Origin of the sequence: Microbacterium sp. A94 (genome assembly GCF_051842855.1) — a bacterium.
Lineage (GTDB): Bacteria > Actinomycetota > Actinomycetes > Actinomycetales > Microbacteriaceae > Microbacterium.
Window position 1 is genome coordinate 653,194 of record NZ_JBPXMU010000001.1, and the last position, 17,211, is coordinate 670,404.

Below are 17,211 nucleotides of genomic sequence, written 5' to 3' on the forward strand. Positions count from 1 at the left end.
GAGTAGTGCCGCGATCAATCGCCGCCACCCTGAGAGCCCCCTAAGCTGCCGAGCCGAACATCGTCGAGGCATAACGGGTCGATGCTCGGCCCACGAACAAAAAAGGAAACACAGCATGGCCACTGGCACTGTCAAATGGTTCAACTCCGACAAGGGCTACGGCTTCATTGCTCCCGATGACGGATCCGCCGATGTCTTCGCGCACTTCAGCGCGATCCAGGGCAGCGGACACCGCAACCTCGAGGAAGCACAGAAGGTCGAGTTCGACACGGAGCAGGGTCCCAAGGGCCCCCAGGCGACGAACATCAACGCGCTCTGAATTAGAACAAACTGAAGGCCCGGTTTCCCACCTCGCGTGGGAACCGGGCCTTCGGCGTTTCCGGCAAAATTAACGCTCTTATGAGCGTCGCCAATGCCCTGATGTGCTCCAAAGATACGCTCGTCGAGTCCCCTTGACACAGCAGTCCTGCGAAGGAGCCTCAATGAAGATGTCCCACGGGCGAAAGTCCCTCTTTGGTATTGCGCTTGCCTCAGCGCTCCTCCTCTCCCTACCCGGTTGCGCCTCGGGAGGCGAAGAATCCGGTGGCGGCAGCGATGGTGGCGGCGGGGAATCAGCCAGTTCCGGCAGCATCGCCTTTCTCATGCCGGATCGCGGATCCACACGGTACGAGCAGCAAGACCACCCGCTCTTCGCGGCGAAGGTTGCTGAACTCTGTGACGGCTGCGAGGTCATCTACCAGAACGCGGATGCTGACGCGACGAAGCAGCAACAACAGGCAGAGTCCGCTATCGCCCAGGGCGTGAAGGTCATCGTCTTGGACGCAGTCGACACCACGGCTGCGGCATCCATCGTCACCAGTGCGCAGGCATCCGGGATCAAGGTGATTACCTACGATCGCCCGATCGTGGACGTACCGGCCGACTACTACGTCTCTTTCGACAACAAGGAGATCGGTTCACTCATCGCAACCGACCTTGTCGCGCATCTGGAATCCGAAGGCGTGACCGAGGGCGGCTTGCTCATGGTCAATGGCTCGCCGTCGGACAAGGCAGCCATGCTTATCAAGGAGGGCTCGGTCGAAGCCATCGAGGCGAGCGATTTCACCGTTCTCGCGTCCTTCGACACCCCCGATTGGGTGCCGGCCAAGGCCCAGGACTGGGTTTCCGGTCAGGTTGCGCAGTTCGGCGATGAGATCCTCGGCGTCGTCGCCGCAAACGATGGCACGGGCGGAGGCTCCATCGCCGCTCTCAAGGCCGCTGGAATCACGGACGTACCGCCGGTCACCGGCAACGACGCCGAGATCGCGGCTATCCAGCGCATCATTGCGGGCGATCAGTACAACACCATCTCCAAGCCGATCCGCATCGTCGCTGAGGCGACTGCCGAGATCGCCGTACAGCTCATGAACGGTGAGACTCCGGAAGCCAGCACTGAGCTGTTCGACACTCCCTCGCAGCTGTTCGTTCCTGAGGTTGTGACGCTCGACAACGTCAAGGAAGTCATCTTCGACGGCGGCATCTACACCTACGACCAGGTGTGCACTGATGAGTACGTTGAAGCGTGCACTGCGGCGGGTATCGAAAAGTAGCCGTCGATACGCGCAGAGCCGGTCTCGCTGCTGCAAACGCACGGGACCGGCTCTGACGCGCTCCACAGCAATCTCGCCGCCCTCGCCGGAAAAGAGGCTTCCATGACATCACCTTCCACTGATTCGCCCGTACTTTCGTTGCGCGGCATCAGCAAGAATTTTGGCGCGGTAGCCGCGCTCACGGGCATCGATCTCGATGTGCACACCGGCGAGGTCGTCGCCGTCGTCGGTGACAACGGTGCCGGAAAATCAACGCTCGTAAAAATCTTGTCTGGTGTACACAGCCAAACGGCCGGGACGATCACGTTCGCCGGATCCGATGTGACCATTCCGACGCCGGATTCCGCGTTGCAGCTGGGAATTGCCACCGTGTTCCAGGATCTCGCGCTGTGCGACAACCTCAGCGTCGTCGAAAACCTGTTTCTCGGTCGCGAGATCAACGCCTGGAAACTCAACGAGGTCGAGATGGAGGTTCAGTCGTGGAAGCTGCTGCGGCAGCTGTCTGCAAAGATCCCGTCGGTGCGGATCCCGGTGGCATCCCTCTCGGGTGGCCAGCGCCAGACTGTCGCCATCGCCCGATCGCTGCTCGGCAGCCCGAAGCTCATCATCCTCGACGAACCGACCGCTGCCCTCGGAGTCGCTCAGACTGCCGAGGTGCTGAACCTGGTGGAGCGTCTGCGTGAGAATGGCCTCGCTGTGATCATGGTCAGCCACAATATGGCGGACGTGCAGGCAGTGGCGGACAAAGTCGCCGTGTTGCGACTGGGGAAGAACAACGGCACGTTCGCCGTCGGAGATGTGTCCTCGGACGAGATCATCGCTGCAATCACCGGTGCCAGCGACAACGTCGTCACACGCCGGGCTGCTGCTCGAGCAACACAGAACGGAGCCGACGCATGAGCGACATCGATATGGCTACCAACTCCATCGCGACCGACCTCCAGGATGAGCGGCTGATCCAGCGCACCGGCTTCCGCGGGGCAGTAAGCAGTGCGATCGACCGCGTGCGCGGGGGTGACCTCGGTGTTCTTCCGGTTATCGCCGGGCTGGTGATCATCTGGGGGATCTTCTCGTTTTTGAACCCGGTCTTCCTCTCCCCCGCAAACCTCGGCAACCTGCTCATGCAGTCTGCCGCCGTCGGTGTCATCGCGCTCGGTGTCGTATGCGTGCTGCTGCTGGGAGAAATCGACCTGTCCGTAGGATCTGTGAGTGGTCTTTCAGCAGCGGTGCTCGGCGTCACGTTCGTCAATATGCAGTGGCCGATCATGTTGGCGATTCTCGCGGCGGTCGCCGTCGGCGTCGCTGTCGGCTTCATCTATGGCTTCGTCTACAACCGCTTCGGGGTGCCCTCATTCGTCATCACTCTGGCGGGGCTACTGAGCTTCCTTGGCCTGCAACTGTGGGTGTTGGGCGTTGATGGAACCATCAACCTCCCGTATGACTCGTTCCTGGTCTGGTTCGGGCAGCTCGCCTTCGTGCCTGCCTGGTTGTCGTACACGCTCATCGCGCTGACTGCCGCGGCGTTCTTCTGCTACCAGTTCTTCGCTGCCCGCACACGACGGAAGGCCGACCTCTCCACGAAGTCGCTGCAGATGATGGTCGTCCAGACCGCACTCCTGGCTGTTCTGCTGCTGCTCGCTGTCTGGTACCTCAATCAGGGCCGTGGCATCGGCTGGATGTTCGTCTTCTTCGTGGGCCTCGTGCTGGTCATGCAGTACGCGCTGACGCGCACCAAGTGGGGTCGCTCGGTCTACGCCGTCGGCGGCAACCGTGAGGCTGCCCGCCGGGCGGGAATCAACGTGAACTGGATCTACATGTCGGTGTTCATGCTGGCCTCGTCTTTCGCAGCGATCGGTGGCATGCTCGCTGCTGGACGACTCGCAGCGGCCGCGCAGAGCAGCGGCACCGGAGATGTCAACCTCAATGCGATTGCGGCAGCTGTCATCGGCGGAACGAGCCTGTTCGGCGGGCGCGGATCCGCCTATGCCGCGCTGCTGGGCATCATCGTGATTCAGTCCATCTCGAGCGGGCTGACGTTGATGAATCTCGATTCTTCGTTCCGGTACATGATCACCGGCGCGGTGTTGCTTCTCGCAGTCATGCTGGATGCGGCGTCTCGCCGCAGTCGCACGACGCACGGACGTGCATGATCAGCGCTTCTGCAAGATCCGCAGCACGCACTGCTCTTCGACGGTGAGATAGGTTCGTGGACGCATTCGGGTCATAGCTCGTCGAACTTCGGGGATCGTCACACCGTCCTCGACGGCGCTGAACACGCGAGGATCGATATAGGAGTCCCGGGTAACTGCCGGTGTGTTGCCGAGCCGTTCCGCAACATCGGCGACGATATCGCGGATGGCAGCAGCATCCACCTCCGCTGTACTCTCGCGGGCAAGCAGCGCTGACGTCGCCAGGAGCGTACCGCCCCACGTGCGGAAATCCTTCGCCGAGAACTCCGCGCCCATGTGCTTGTGCACATAGGAATTGACACGCTTGCTGTCGACATTGTGGATGACATCGTCTTCGTCGAAGAACCGGAAGATCTCGTACCCGGGCATCTCGTCAAGCTGGCGGATCACACGGACGATCTGCGGATCGCGCACGGTCTTGACGTGCCGGGCGCCGCTTTTTCCGACGAAATCGAAAGTGACCTTCTTCGAGGTGATCTCCGTGTGCTTGCTGTGCAGCGTCGTGACGCCGTAATGCCCGTGCTTGCGCGCGTACTCGGCCCCTCCGACCCGGAAGAACTCCTGATCGATCAGCTTCACAATGCAGGCGACGACCTTGTCCTCACTCAGCCGACGTCGCCGCATGTCTCGATCGACCTGCTTACGCAGCCGTGGCAGACGCTCGGCGAAACGCAGGATCCGTGCGTACTTCTTCTTCTCCTGCCTGCGCCGAAAGGCCGGGCTGTAGATCATCTGTGTGCGTCCGGCGTCGTCAATGCCCCGAGCAAGCACCTTGGCACGCGGCGAACGCGCGATCTCAACATCGGACCAGGCCGGCGGAATCGCGAGAGAATCTATGCGCTTGATCTCACGTTTGCTTCGGATGCGGCGCCCACCGTCCCGGTCGACCGCATCCCCGTCGATCCACTCACGAGTGATCACCATGCGATGACCGTACCAACGCTGATGACGACAGCGTTGACTCGAAAGTGATTCCCCGGGAAAGCAAGAACTCCCCGCTCGAAAGCGGGGAGTTCTGAATGCTGGGGTACCTGGACTCGAACCAAGAATGGCGGTACCAGAAACCGCTGTGTTGCCAATTACACCATACCCCAAGGGCAAAACCGGAGCCTTGCACCGAGAGTTAACTTTACCCGACTTCTGTGTTCCTGCCAAAACGTGCGCACCCCTCCGGGCGCGTCGCCGCGGTCAGATCTCGACCCGGTGTCCAGACTGACCCGCTTCGATCCAGTTCTTCACCTCATATCCCTGCAACCGCGCCTCCTCGAGGTACTCCGCACGGGTGGCAGCATCCGTCTGAGGCTCTCTCCCGAGCAACCACAGGTACTTGTGATCGGGCGTACCGACGAGCGCATAACGGTAGTCAGAATCGATCTTTAGAACCCAGTAGTCCGCCTTTGTGAACGGAATCCAGCGCAACCCCTCGGGAAGGAAGGTGACCTCCAACCGGCCCGGGTGATCCTCATCCGGAATCGCCAAACCGAGCGCCTGAGTCGGCTCTCCCTGCTCATCGCGACAGCGGTTGTCGACCTTTACGGTGCCGTCGTCGTTGAGCGAGTACTCCGCTGTGACATCGGTCGCCTTATCGTCTTCATAACGCAACGGCAAACGCCCCAACTCGTACCAGAGGCCGAGATAGCGCTGCAGATCAAATACATCGACAGAGCGTGCTTCATGGTCAGTCATTGTTCCTCCTCGTTCGGTCTGCACCACGGTATTCGGTCACAGAGCTCACGATGAGGGGGTTGCCTATCGGCGCAAGTGCTGAGACAGTGCGCCGAGGCGACGCAACGACTCTTCCTTGCCGAGCAACTCCATCGATTCGAACAGCGGCGGCGATACCCGGCGTCCGGTGATGGCCACGCGAGGAGGCCCGTAAGCGACGCGAGGCTTCAACTCCAGCTTCTCCACGAGTGCTGTTGACAGCGCCTCCTGGATCTTCTCGGTGGTGAACTCGGTGACCGGCTCCAGAGCCGCGGTGCAGGCATCCAGAACATCCGCTGCGTTCGCAGGCAGACCCTTGAGCGCATCGGCGTCATAGGAGACATCGTCCGAGAAGAGGAATCCGACCATGCCGGGCACCTCCCCCAGAAGCTGCACGCGCTCGTGCACGAGCGGTGCCACCCGGAAAGCCATCACGAGCTGTTCGTGGGTCGGTTCTTCGAACAGGCCCGCAGCGGCGAGATACGGGATGGTGCGTTCCGCGAAGTCCTTCTCCCCGAGCATCCGAATGTGGTCGCCGTTGATCGACTCGGCCTTCTTCTGGTCGAAGCGAGCCGGGTTCGGGTTGACGTTCTCGATATCGAACGCCTCGATGAACTCGTCGAGAGAGAAGATGTCGCGGTCAGGGCCGATAGACCAGCCGAGCAATGCGAGATAGTTCAGCAGGCCCTCGTGGATGAAGCCACGCTCGCGGTGCAGGAAGAGGTCTGCCTGTGGGTCGCGCTTGGACAGCTTCTTATTGCCGGTCTCCCCCAGCACCAGCGGCATGTGAGCGAAACGGGGCACGAAGGTTGTGACGCCGGCGTCGATCAGCGCGGCGTAAAGCGCGAGCTGACGTGCAGTCGAGGGCATGAGGTCCTCGCCGCGCAGCACGTGGGTGATTCCCATCAGTGCGTCATCGACCGGGTTCACGAACGTGTACAGCGGGATGCCGTTGGGCCGAACCACCACGAAGTCGGGGAAAGACCCGGCGGGGAAGGTCACTTCTCCGCGGATGAGGTCGACGTACGTGAGATCCTCATCCGGCACGCGCAAGCGCAACGCCGGCTGACGCCCCTCTGCGCGGAAAGCTGCCTTCTGCTCATCGGTCAGGTCGCGATCGAAGTTGTCGTAGCCGAGCTGCTTCGCCCGACCGGCTGCCTCGTTGCGTGCGTCAATCTCCTCCGCGTTCGAGTAGCTCTCGTATAGCGCACCCGTCGTGAGCAGCTTCTCGATGACGCCGCGGTAGATGTCGTGACGCTCCGACTGGCGGTACGGCCCGTGCGGCCCACCGACCTCGACGCCCTCGTCCCAGTCGATCTTCAGCCAGGTGAGAGCGTCGACGAGCTGGCGGAAGCTCTCCTCGCTGTCGCGTGCGGCATCCGTGTCTTCGATGCGGAAGATCATCTTGCCGCCGTTATGACGGGCGTACGCCCAGTTATACAGGGCAGTGCGCACCATACCGACATGCGGCAGACCCGTCGGAGACGGGCAGAAGCGAACGCGGACGTCAGAGCCCGAAGCAGTGGTGGTGAGAGCGTGAGGAGTAGCCATATCTCCTCAATCCTACGCGGGTGTCCGAAGCCTTCCGAGCGGAGACGCGACGGCGATCGCGATTACGACGACGGCTGCGACCACGGCGAGGCCAGAGTACTGGAAGTTCGCCATCACGACCCCCGCGAGAACTGCGCCACCAGCGCCGCAGAAGCTCATGAGCGAGTCGCTGCGTCCTTGGCGACGCGTACGAAGTTCCGGTGTGGTGGCTTCGGTGAGCAGAGCCGCGCCAGCAACCGTCGAGGCGCTCCAACCGAGGCCCAACAGGATCAATGCGATCATCACTCCCCCCGCCTGATCGTTGGTGAAGAAGGCGAAACCGAGGGCTGCTGCGAGCAGCACCTGGCCCAGCAGGACCACGCGCAGCCGGCCCCAGCGGTCTGCGAGGATGCCGAAGACTGGCGACAGGGCGTACATCCCCGCTACGTGAGCGGCGATCGTGATGCCGACAAGCGTCGTGATGTCTGTGGATGATGCGTGCCCACCGTGCATGTCGTGTGCCATGTGCGACAGATGGATCGGCGTCATCGCCATCACAGAAACCATCACGATGTGCGCACCGGCAATAGCGAACATCGCGTAGCGGGCGACGCCAGCGTGGTCGCGGAGCGCAGCGGTGTGCGTCTGCGCGGCGGCTGACGCCAGCAGCCGCTGTGCCAGCAGCAGCGGGTCGGGCCTGAGAGCAATGATGTACAGGATGAAGGCGGCCGACTGGGCAACGAGCGAGAACAGGTACGAACCTGTCTGCGGCGGCATCCCGATGGCCTGACCCACGATCTCACCGGGGCCGAGCAGCAGCGGACCTGAGACACCGCCCACAGTGGTCGCCCACACGACGATCGACAGATCACGTCCGCGGTGCACAGGCTGCGCGAGATCGGTTGCGGCGAATCGCGACTGCAGGTTTCCGGCGTTCCCGGCGCCGATGAGGATGATCCCGACCAGCAGCAATGGGAAGAGACGCAGCGCCGCTGCGAGGATGACGATGCCAATGCCGACGAGCGCAAAGAGGTTACCGAGGGTGAGCGCGCGCCGACGGCCGAACGCACTCGCGAACCGCGCGAGCGGAATGGCGCACAGCGCCGCCCCGAGTGTGACGGAGGCGGTGGCAAGTCCGGATAGCGCATCGTCCCCGGAGATGTCGGCGGCCAGCAATGCTCCGAGCGAGACGGTCGCACCGAAGGCGATGCCGCCGAGAACCTGTCCTGCCGAGAGGACCAGCACCGTTCGGCGCTGGAGAGCGCGCTGCTCCTGAACGGTCGGTACGCTCACGAAACCGGGATCGCGTCCCGCACGGAGCTGCGCAGGATGCCAATGCCTGAGACCTCGACTTCGACGGTGTCCCCGGCGACGAAGGTGCCTACCCCGGCGGGCGTTCCTGTGAGGATGACGTCACCGGGAAGCAGCGTGAACACCGCTGATGCGTATTCGATGATCTCTTCAACCGAATGGATCATGTCGCTGAGCGGCGCGCTCTGACGCACTTCGCCATTCACGCGTGTCTCGATTGTCGCGTCATCCCGCTCGAATTCGGTCTCGATCACGGGGCCGAGCGGGCAGAAGGTGTCGAAACCCTTGCCCCGAGTCCACTGTCCGTCTTTCTTCTGCAGGTCGCGGGCAGTGACGTCGTTGGCGACGGTGTACCCGAACACATAGTCCAGAGCATCCGCTGCCTTGACGTTCTTGGCGATGCGACCGATGACCACGGCCAGCTCACCCTCGTGCTCGGTACGCTCAGACAGGGTCGGACGCACGATCGTGTCGCCAGGGCCGATCACCGAAGTGTTGGGCTTGAGGAACAGCAGCGGTTCCTCGGGTGCCACTCCCCCCATTTCTGCGGCGTGATCGTGATAGTTCTTGCCGACGCAGACCACCTTCGACCGCGGAATGACGGGTGCGAGCAACGCAACATCCGCCAGCAGAACGCGCTCGCCCGTGGTTTCGAAACCGGCGAACATCGGATCCCCATCGAGGACGACGAGCTCTTGCTCATCGAGGATGCCGTAGCGAATAGCGTCATTGTGGCTGAACCGAGCGATCTTCACCCTGTCAGCCTACTCGCGCGGCTGGTCCCCTTCATCCGTCTGCCCGGATGCAGGGCGAAAAGCCGGATGCAGGACGAAACACCGTGGTTTCGCCCTGCATCCGGGCATCGGCCCTGCATCCGTACAGGTAGAACTGAGGTCAGCCGTCGAGCCGCTGCAGCCAGCCGTGCTTGTCTGCGCGGCGACCGTACTGGATGTCGGTCAACTCTTCCCGCAGGGACAGCGCGAGGTCGCCGATGGGCTGCTGATCTTCGAACTCGCCGGTCACCAGAGCGCCGATCGGAGTCACAACCGCCGCGGTACCGCAGGCGAAAACCTCGACGATATCGCCAGATGCCACCCCGTCGCGCCATTCCTGCAGGGAAACCGCACGCCGCTCGACGGTGTGTCCGCGGTCCTCGGCCAACTGCAGCAACGAGTCGCGGGTGATTCCTTCCAGGATGCTGTCGGAGTGCGGAGTGACGATACGCCCGTCCTTGTACACGAACACGACGTTCATGCCACCGAGCTCTTCGACATTGCCGTCCTGATCGAGGAAGACGACCTGGTCGCAGCCCTGATCGGCGGCCTCAGCCTGTGGGAGCAGACTCGAGGCGTAGTTGCCTCCGGTCTTTGCTGCCCCTGTACCGCCCTTACCTGCACGCGCATACGTCTCGGACAGCCAGATCCGCACCGGCTTCACTCCGCCCTTGAAGTACGAGCCTGCGGGGCTCGCAATCAGGTAGTACGCCACCTTCTGCGCGGGACGCACGCCCAGGAACGCCTCTTTTGCGAACATGAACGGCCGGAGGTACAGGCTCTGGTCCTCGCCCGACGGCACCCACGCGCCATCGACCGCAACGAGCTCGCGCAATGACTGGAGGAAGTACTCACTCGGCAGCTCTGGCAAGGCCATGCGCCGGGCACTGCGCTGCAGGCGCGCGGCGTTCTGGTCGGGACGGAACGTGTACACAGAGCCATCCGCGTGGCGATAGGCCTTAATGCCCTCGAAAATCTCCTGGCCGTAGTGCAGCACGGCCGCTGCCGGATCCAAGGAGATCGGCCCGTAGGGCTGCACGCGCGGGCGGTGCCATCCACCACGTGCCGACCAGCAGATATCGACCATGTGGTCGCTGAAGACCGAGCCGAAGCCCGGTGCCTTCAGAATCTCTTCACGCTCAGCAGCGGATTTTGCTGCGAGGTTCTTCGTCACTGCGAACTCCAACGGAGCGAGTTCGGTTTCGGTGGTTGTCATGTCACATCCTGCGTTCGATGCGGGCGGCGCTCGCGTGAATCCAGACTACGCCTGGAGTCTGGCGATGATGGCGTCGCCCGTCTGGCTGGTGGTTCGAGAGCCGTCTCTGGCTGCGATGTCCTCCTCGACCGCGCGTGTCACGCGGGCCGATTCCTCGCGGAGCCCGAGATGGTCGAGCAGGAGCGAGATAGACAGGATGGCCGCAGTCGGGTCGGCTTTCTGCTGACCTGCGATGTCCGGCGCCGAGCCGTGAACGGGCTCGAACATCGAGGGGTACGCGCCGTCGGGGTTGATATTGCCTGAAGCGGCGAGGCCGATGCCACCGGTGACGGCGCCTGCCAAATCCGTGAGAATGTCGCCGAAGAGGTTGTCGGTGACGATCACGTCGAAGCGATCGGGGTTTGTGACCAGGAAGATCGTGGCCGCATCGACGTGCAGATAGTCTACGACCACATTCGGATGCTCAACAGCCACCTCGTTGACGATGCGCTGCCAGATGCCCCCGGAGTGGACCAGAACGTTGGTCTTGTGCACCAGAGTGAGCTTCTGACGGCGACGCTCGGCGAGAGCGAATGCGTAGCGCACGACGCGCTCGACACCGAAAGCAGTATTGACGCTCGTCTCATTGGCGATCTCGTGCGCGGTGCCGACTCGGATGGCACCGCCATTGCCGACGTACGGACCCTCGGTCCCCTCGCGGACGACGACGAAGTCGATCTCGCCCGGATCCGCCAAAGGCCCGGATGCCCCGGGATACAGTTTCGACGGACGCAAATTCACATAGTGGTCGAGTGTGAACCGCAGCTTCAGCAGCAGGCCGCGCTCGATGTTCGCGTTCTTCAGGCGCGGGTCGCCAGGTGTTCCTCCGACAGCGCCGAGGATGATGGCATCCTGCGCCTTGAGCGCTTCCAGGTCTTCATCGCTCAGCGTGTCGCCGGTTTCGAGATAGCGTGCAGCGCCGAGCGCAAAGCGCGTCTTGTCGAACACGACATCGGATCCGGCGGTGACGGCGTCGAGCACCTTCTCGGCTTCTGCGACGACCTCGGGGCCGATCCCGTCACCCGGGATGACCGCAAGCTTCACGACACGCGACATGGACTCTCCTTGCATCGGGATCCGCGGCGTCGAGTCTCCGGCGCGCGGTATCTCCCAGCGTACTGGTCAGCGTGCGCGTGGTGCGCGCAGTGTGACGGCGGCTATCGAACCAGCGAGCACGACGAGTGCCGCGCCGATCAGTGACGTGACCATGATTCCGGATTCAAACGCGGACGCCGCAGCATCCCACAGCGCCGTGCCGACCGCATCCGGCAACTGCTGAGCTGACGTGTAAGCGCCGGCAAGAGTTTCCCGGGCAACACGACCGGCTTCGGCAGGCACGCCTTCTGGAACCACGAGTGCACCGCGATACAGAGCCGTGATGACTCCGCCGAGGATGGCTGTGCCCAGCACAGCACCCAACTCGTAGGCGGTCTCTGAGACGGCACTCGCTGCACCCGCTTTCGAAGCGGGTGCGCTGGAGAGGATGAGTTCGTTGGAGATCGTCTCGGCCGCACCGATTCCGATCCCGAGCACAGCGAAGGCAATGATCAGCGGCAATGGCCCGTGCCCTGCTGCCGTGAATGCGACCAGGAGGTATCCAACGACAGAGAACACCAGGGCGGCGGGCACGACCAGATGCGGAGGCAGACGGCGCGATATCGGCACGACGCTCAGCCCGGCGACGATGACGGCGAGCATTCCCGGCACGAGCGCCAGGCCGGCCATCATCGGTGACATCCCCAGCACGAGTTGCAGGTGCTGCGGGACGAAGTACAAGAATCCCACCAGCGCCACCACGCTGAGCAGGTTCACCAGGATCGCACCGGAGAAGGAGCCCCGGCGGAACAGTGCCATATCGAGCATCGGAGACTCTGCGTGCAACTGCCGGCGGACGAACATCACGCCGAAGACAACCCCGACGATCGCCCACGCCGCGGCGATGAGAGTGGGACCGTCCACAGCAAAGGATTTGATCGCGTACACGATCGGGATCATGGTCCCCAGCGAGAGCAGGATGCTGATCGGGTCGATCTTGCCCGGTGCCGGGTCGCGGCTCTCCGGAACAAGGAGGGGCGCGCAGATCAGCAACGGAATGAGCACCGGCACGGCGATGAGGAACACCGATCCCCACGCGAAGTGTTCCAGCAGGATCCCACCGACGATCGGGCCGAGCGCGGCACCAGCGGAGAAGGCGGAGGCCCACACGGCGATGGCCATTCGTCGCTGATCGCGATTCTGGAAGATCGAGCGCAGCAGCGACAGCGTCGAGGGCATCAGCATTGCTCCGAAGAATCCGAGCATCACGCGCGCCACGATCAGCAATGCGGCTGTGGGCGCGAAAGCAGCGAGTACCGAGACCACCGCGAAGCCTGTGGCACCGAACAGCAGCATGCGGCGGCGGCCGAATCGGTCCCCAAGCGTTCCCATCGTGACCAGCAGACCGGCGAGCACGAGCGGGTACGCGTCGATGATCCACAGCTGCTGGGCACCGGATGGAGCGAGAGCGATCGCGATCTCCGGCAGCGCGAAGCTCAACACCGTGGTGTCGACGGATACGAGCAGTACGGGCAGCATCAGCACGACGAGTGCGAACCACCCGCGTGCGCCCACTCGGGGTGCGTAGATTCCGCCGGTGTCAGTCGGCGTGGCCTGCGTCATGGAGATCCTCTTCTGCGTTCGACGGCGTCGAGATACTGAACCGTCCAGATGGTATAGTAACAGACATGGCCAGACCTCCCCGCGCCCGAAAGCGCGTCCTGGACGCCTTCGAAGCGATCCTCATCGAGGATGGTGAGCGCACGGCGACACTGGATGCGACTTCCAAGGCCGCCGGAGTCTCCAAGGGCGGTCTGCTGTACCACTTCGCAGCGAAAGAAGACCTGATCACCGGGCTCCTGGAGCGTCTCGAAACTCTCGCGGAGGAAGACCTCGAACGCATGGCAACTGCCCCGGAGGGTGCTGTCGCCTATTTTCTGCGAACCTCCGTGATGGAAGATGCCGCGCTCGACCGCGCCTTGGTCGCCGCATCGCGCGTCGCCCAGGGAGGTTCCGTCGCAGCATCCGAGGCTTTGAGACGCATCCGCGAGGCATGGGCTGCTGCTTTACGCCCCCACGTGCGCGATGAAACAGCGCTCGACCTGGTGATGCTACTCAGCGACGGCCTCTACTACAACAACGCGCTGGATGCCGCGGGCACTGAAGCCAGCGGACTCGCAACGCCCGTGCCGGTCGGAGACCGGCTTGACGAACTCATTGCGCTTGTTCTGCGTTCCGCCTCCTGAGCGCTGAGCTCAGGAGGCGGGCGCTGATCAGACCTCGGTGATCTCGATCTCGCGAATGACGTTGGCCTCAATCGCCTCGCCGACCTCGGCGAGCAGATCCTCGGGAACGCGGGAGTCGACGGTCAAAACGGTCAACGCCTGGCCACCTGCTTCACGGCGAGCAACCTGCATGCCAGCGATGTTGATGCCTGCCGCACCGAACTTCTGGCCGTACACCGCCACGATGCCCGGACGGTCGGTGTACTGCATGACGATGTGGTGCGTCTCGATCGGAACCTCGATGTCGTGGCCGTTGATGCCCACGATCTTCTGCACCATTCGGGTGCCCGCCAGAGTACCGGCCACGGACAGCACAGTGCCGTCGGCCAGAGCCCCGCGCAGGGTGGTGAGGTTGCGATACTCCGGGCTGTCCTTCTCGACGATCAGACGAGCCTCGATACCACGCTGCTCTGCGAACAGCGGGGCATTGACGTAGGAGACATTCTCACTGACAACATTCGAAAGAATGCCCTTGAGCGCAGCCAACCGGTAGACGCTGACGTCATAGTCCGCCAATTCGCCGCGGACCTCGATGTCCAAGCTCGTGAGAGCAGACGTAGTCAGGCCACTGAAGATCTGACCGAGCTTCTCGACGAGCGCGATGCCAGGACGGACGAACGGGTCGATGATGCCGCCAGCGACGTTGACAGCATCCGGAACCAGGTCACCCTCAAGCGCGAGCTTGACGGAGCGCGCGACCGAAACGCCGGCCTTCTCCTGTGCCTCGTCGGTGGATGCGCCGAGGTGGGGTGTGACGACGACGTTCGGCAGGTCCAGCAGGGCGTGTGCGGAGCCGCCCTCCGCCGGAGGCTCAGAAGTGAACACGTCGAGACCGGCACCGGCGATCTCACCGGCGATGAGAGCCTCGCGGAGAGCCTCCTCATCGATCAGGCCGCCACGGGCGACGTTGATGACGTAGGCGGACTTCTTCATCGCCGCGAACTGTTCTGCGCCGATCATGCCTGTCGTTTCGGGCGTCTTGGGCATGTGGATCGTCAAGAAATCTGCCTCAGCGACCAGCTCGTCGAGTGTGCGCAGTTCGACGCCGAGCTGCTGCGCGCGTGCACTCGTGACGTAGGGATCGTAGGCGATGACCTTCACGCCGAATCCCTGCATTCGAGCGGCCACCAGAGCACCGATACGGCCGAGGCCAACGATGCCGAGGGTCTTCTCGAACAGTTCCGTACCGGTGTACGCGCTGCGCTTCCACTGGCCGGCAGCCAGCGATGCGTGCGCCGCGGGCACGTGGCGGGCAAGGCTGAGAATGTGCGTGCAGGTGAGTTCTGCAGCAGAGATGATGTTCGACGTCGGTGCGTTGACCACCATGACGCCGGCCTTCGTCGACGCCGGGATATCGACGTTATCCAGGCCCACCCCGGCGCGGGCGACGACTTTCAGCTTCGGTGCGTGGCTCAGTGCCTCCGCATCGATCTTGGTCGCAGAGCGGATGAGGACGGCCTGCGCGTCAGCGAGCGCCGCGAACAGCGCCTCTCGATCGGTGCCGTCGACTTGTCGTACGTCGAAGTCGGGGCCGAGGGCCTCGATCGTGGCGGGCGAGAGAACTTCGGCGATGAGCACGACGGGCTTCGACACAGCGGATCCTTCGAGATAAGCGACAAGCGCGGGTGGGATCGATGCGCCGCACACCGTCGGGGCGCGATCGGTTCCACCTTACCGGAGGGTGAACGGTGCTCCGTGCCGTGTGACGCGATGCGTCATGCGCACTATCCGGTCAGCGAGGCGAAGTTCAGGGTGCTCAACGCGACGACGTTCATCCAGAACACGGCCACCAGGCCCAGTCCAGCGATCAGAGTGATGCTGAGCTCCGCGGCGCTGCGGCGTCGGCCTGATGCGTAAGCTGCCGCGAAGACCAGGATCGGGAAGAGCACCGAGAAGATGAGCACGAACCAGCCGTACGCGTTCAAGCCGAAGCCGGCCACGGCTGCCAGGTACGCGACGGCGTTCCACACTCCGTAAGCGTAGAAGAGTCCTGCCAAACCGATGATGATCGTCTTACCCAGGCCGAGGCTCTGCCCACGGGATGCTGTCATCTCGCTCATGCTCCGATCACTCCTGTCATGACGAACGGCCAGGGCACGAGCAGAAACACTCCGCCCAGCAGACCGAGCACGCGCACCCAACTGGCTGCGGTACGGGTCAAGAACCAGACGGCGGCGAACCACAGGGCGGGGGCCAGCACCGCCGCCCACAACGCCACCTGGTACATGACGCCGGGAATCAGGAACAGGGCGCCGCCTTGCAGGTTGAGTCCGCCGACGATCCAACCGATCGTGTACAGCAGGTAGACGCCGCCGACGATACCGAGCAGAAGGAGCATCGGCGTGCTGAGTGGCTTCGGCTCCGTCGGAGCGGTTACGGAACCGTCCTCTTCGAGGCGCCCCACCGTTTCGCTGTCTTTACCGACGGCATTCCATCCATCCGGCAGCGCAGGAGTGGCGGCTGGCTGGGGCGCAGCCGTGTCTTCATCGCCCGCCCAAGAGAGCGCGTCGTCAGCATCCGATGTCATGTGTCCAGCGTAGCGATCACTGCACCCCGCCCGATATGCTCAGGGCGTTCATAGTCTGAGGAGAATTTACGTGGTTGAGCGCAAGAACAAGGTCGCCGATTCGGCTGACGCCTCCGTGCCGGAGCCTGCCGACGGATCCGACCGCTCCTGGGTTCCCACCCCGGCGTCGAAGAAGAAGGCGACGACCTTCCGCTGGATAGCAGCAGCATTGTGGGCTGTCGCCATCGCGGCCGAAGCCGTCGCGATCTTCTGGCTGCTGCGCCAGCGCGAGTTCGTCGGCGAAGACGGCACGCTGATCCGCGACCCCGATACCGGGCTTCTGGAAACACAGAATGCGACCGCCACCTTCCCGCAATGGGCCTTCATCGCCCTCATCGTCGCCCTCGTCGTGATCGCAGCGCTCTCGATCACCGGTTCGATGCTGTGGAAGAAGGCCAATCGGCTGGATCCGGCGAAGAAGTCCGACACCGTTCGCTTCTTCGTGCAGAACCAGCTCGGTGCGATCATCGCCATCGTCGCGTTCCTGCCGCTGATCATTCTGATCTTCCTGAACAAGGACATGGACAAGGGTCAGAAGACAACAGCCGGCATCATCGGCGTCGTTTTTGCGGCTGTCGCGGTCGCACTGGGGATCGACTACAACCCGCCGTCCGTCGAGCAGTACACGGCTGACCAGTCCGCCGTGATTCAGCTGCTCGGCCAGGACGAGGTCGTCTGGGTCGCCGGTGGCAGCGTTTACCACGTGTGCGACGAGGTCTCGGATATTCAAACGGGCAGCGAGAAGATCACCGGTACGACCGCCGAAGCCATCGAGGCCGGCAAGGGCCGGCTCACGCTGAAGTTCGTGTCCGAGCTGCGTGCCTGCGATCTGGCTGTTCCCGAGAACGCCGATGAGATCACGGATGCGCTGCGTGAGATCCAGGGCGGGGCCGTAGACACGCTGCTGCCGCAGCCGGTGTGGGCTGACCCGGCCGATGATCCACTCAAGCTTGAGGCTGTCGCCGAATAGCCGA

17 protein-coding genes and 1 tRNA gene are annotated in these 17,211 nt (G+C 63.2%); 6 read left to right on the forward strand and 12 right to left on the reverse strand.

Going from position 1 to position 17,211, the window contains the following annotated elements; translation table 11 throughout:
* Positions 1 to 115 precede the first annotated feature (115 nt).
* The 4 genes from ACSU1L_RS03305 (at position 116) to ACSU1L_RS03320 (ending at position 3,739) form a co-directional block, all read left to right on the forward strand.
* Positions 116 to 319, forward strand: coding sequence for a cold-shock protein (locus tag ACSU1L_RS03305; protein WP_036279545.1), 204 nt, complete (start codon positions 116 to 118; stop codon positions 317 to 319).
* 163 nt (positions 320 to 482) lie between these two features.
* Positions 483 to 1,589 carry an ABC transporter substrate-binding protein gene (locus ACSU1L_RS03310; RefSeq protein ID WP_439254708.1) on the forward strand — a complete coding sequence of 369 codons (1,107 nt, stop codon included), beginning with the start codon at positions 483 to 485 and terminating at the stop codon, positions 1,587 to 1,589.
* 102 nt (positions 1,590 to 1,691) lie between these two features.
* On the forward strand, positions 1,692 to 2,489 hold the full coding sequence (locus ACSU1L_RS03315; RefSeq protein ID WP_438254731.1) for an ATP-binding cassette domain-containing protein: 798 nt from the start codon (positions 1,692 to 1,694) through the stop codon (positions 2,487 to 2,489).
* Complete coding sequence (locus tag ACSU1L_RS03320) at positions 2,486 to 3,739, forward strand: sugar ABC transporter permease (protein ID WP_439254709.1); 1,254 nt, start codon at positions 2,486 to 2,488, stop codon at positions 3,737 to 3,739. The genes ACSU1L_RS03315 and ACSU1L_RS03320 overlap by 4 nt, the downstream gene beginning before the upstream one ends.
* On the opposite strand, the gene ACSU1L_RS03325 is transcribed toward ACSU1L_RS03320, so the two are convergent.
* The 9 genes from ACSU1L_RS03325 to ACSU1L_RS03365 form a co-directional block, all read right to left on the reverse strand.
* Entirely contained in the window at positions 3,740 to 4,702 is a 963-nt protein-coding gene (locus ACSU1L_RS03325; protein ID WP_439254710.1) for a DNA topoisomerase IB, read from the reverse strand.
* Between the two features lie 98 nt (positions 4,703 to 4,800).
* Positions 4,801 to 4,872: transfer RNA gene (locus tag ACSU1L_RS03330), tRNA-Gln, on the reverse strand.
* 94 nt (positions 4,873 to 4,966) lie between these two features.
* The gene (locus tag ACSU1L_RS03335) at positions 4,967 to 5,464 is read right to left on the reverse strand and encodes a lipocalin family protein (protein WP_439254711.1); all 498 of its coding nucleotides are present in this window, start codon (positions 5,462 to 5,464) and stop codon (positions 4,967 to 4,969) included.
* A gap of 63 nt (positions 5,465 to 5,527) precedes the next feature.
* On the reverse strand, positions 5,528 to 7,033 hold the full coding sequence (gene gltX / locus ACSU1L_RS03340) for a glutamate--tRNA ligase (RefSeq protein WP_439254712.1): 1,506 nt from the start codon (positions 7,031 to 7,033) through the stop codon (positions 5,528 to 5,530).
* A 12-nt stretch (positions 7,034 to 7,045) separates the two neighbouring features.
* Positions 7,046 to 8,305 (reverse strand): MFS transporter, encoded by a 1,260-nt coding sequence (locus tag ACSU1L_RS03345; protein WP_439254713.1) that lies wholly within the window; start codon positions 8,303 to 8,305, stop codon positions 7,046 to 7,048.
* Positions 8,302 to 9,078 carry a fumarylacetoacetate hydrolase family protein gene (locus ACSU1L_RS03350; protein ID WP_439254714.1) on the reverse strand — a complete coding sequence of 259 codons (777 nt, stop codon included), beginning with the start codon at positions 9,076 to 9,078 and terminating at the stop codon, positions 8,302 to 8,304. The genes ACSU1L_RS03345 and ACSU1L_RS03350 overlap by 4 nt, the downstream gene beginning before the upstream one ends.
* Positions 9,079 to 9,217: 139 nt before the next feature.
* Positions 9,218 to 10,312 carry a branched-chain amino acid aminotransferase gene (locus ACSU1L_RS03355; RefSeq protein WP_439254715.1) on the reverse strand — a complete coding sequence of 365 codons (1,095 nt, stop codon included), beginning with the start codon at positions 10,310 to 10,312 and terminating at the stop codon, positions 9,218 to 9,220.
* Positions 10,313 to 10,357: 45 nt separating this feature from the next.
* Positions 10,358 to 11,407 carry a 3-isopropylmalate dehydrogenase gene (locus tag ACSU1L_RS03360; RefSeq protein WP_439254716.1) on the reverse strand — a complete coding sequence of 350 codons (1,050 nt, stop codon included), beginning with the start codon at positions 11,405 to 11,407 and terminating at the stop codon, positions 10,358 to 10,360.
* Between the two features lie 66 nt (positions 11,408 to 11,473).
* Positions 11,474 to 13,009 carry an MFS transporter gene (locus ACSU1L_RS03365; RefSeq protein WP_438254744.1) on the reverse strand — a complete coding sequence of 512 codons (1,536 nt, stop codon included), beginning with the start codon at positions 13,007 to 13,009 and terminating at the stop codon, positions 11,474 to 11,476.
* Between the two features lie 65 nt (positions 13,010 to 13,074).
* Between ACSU1L_RS03365 and ACSU1L_RS03370 the strand changes: the two genes are divergently transcribed.
* Positions 13,075 to 13,632: a TetR/AcrR family transcriptional regulator gene (locus tag ACSU1L_RS03370; protein WP_439254717.1), complete on the forward strand. Its 558-nt coding sequence runs from the start codon at positions 13,075 to 13,077 to the stop codon at positions 13,630 to 13,632.
* A gap of 27 nt (positions 13,633 to 13,659) precedes the next feature.
* On the opposite strand, the gene serA is transcribed toward ACSU1L_RS03370, so the two are convergent.
* From serA to ACSU1L_RS03385, 3 genes are all read right to left on the reverse strand, one after another.
* Positions 13,660 to 15,264, reverse strand: a complete 1,605-nt coding sequence (gene serA, locus ACSU1L_RS03375; RefSeq protein ID WP_439254718.1) for a phosphoglycerate dehydrogenase — start codon at positions 15,262 to 15,264, stop codon at positions 13,660 to 13,662.
* 131 nt (positions 15,265 to 15,395) lie between these two features.
* Positions 15,396 to 15,731, reverse strand: a complete 336-nt coding sequence (locus tag ACSU1L_RS03380; protein ID WP_439254719.1) for a hypothetical protein — start codon at positions 15,729 to 15,731, stop codon at positions 15,396 to 15,398.
* Positions 15,728 to 16,198, reverse strand: coding sequence for a hypothetical protein (locus tag ACSU1L_RS03385; protein WP_439254720.1), 471 nt, complete (start codon positions 16,196 to 16,198; stop codon positions 15,728 to 15,730). The genes ACSU1L_RS03380 and ACSU1L_RS03385 overlap by 4 nt, the downstream gene beginning before the upstream one ends.
* Before the next feature lie 70 nt (positions 16,199 to 16,268).
* Here ACSU1L_RS03385 and ACSU1L_RS03390 point away from each other — a divergent pair, with 70 nt between their 5' ends.
* Positions 16,269 to 17,207 (forward strand): hypothetical protein, encoded by a 939-nt coding sequence (locus ACSU1L_RS03390; RefSeq protein WP_439254721.1) that lies wholly within the window; start codon positions 16,269 to 16,271, stop codon positions 17,205 to 17,207.
* Positions 17,208 to 17,211 lie beyond the last annotated feature (4 nt).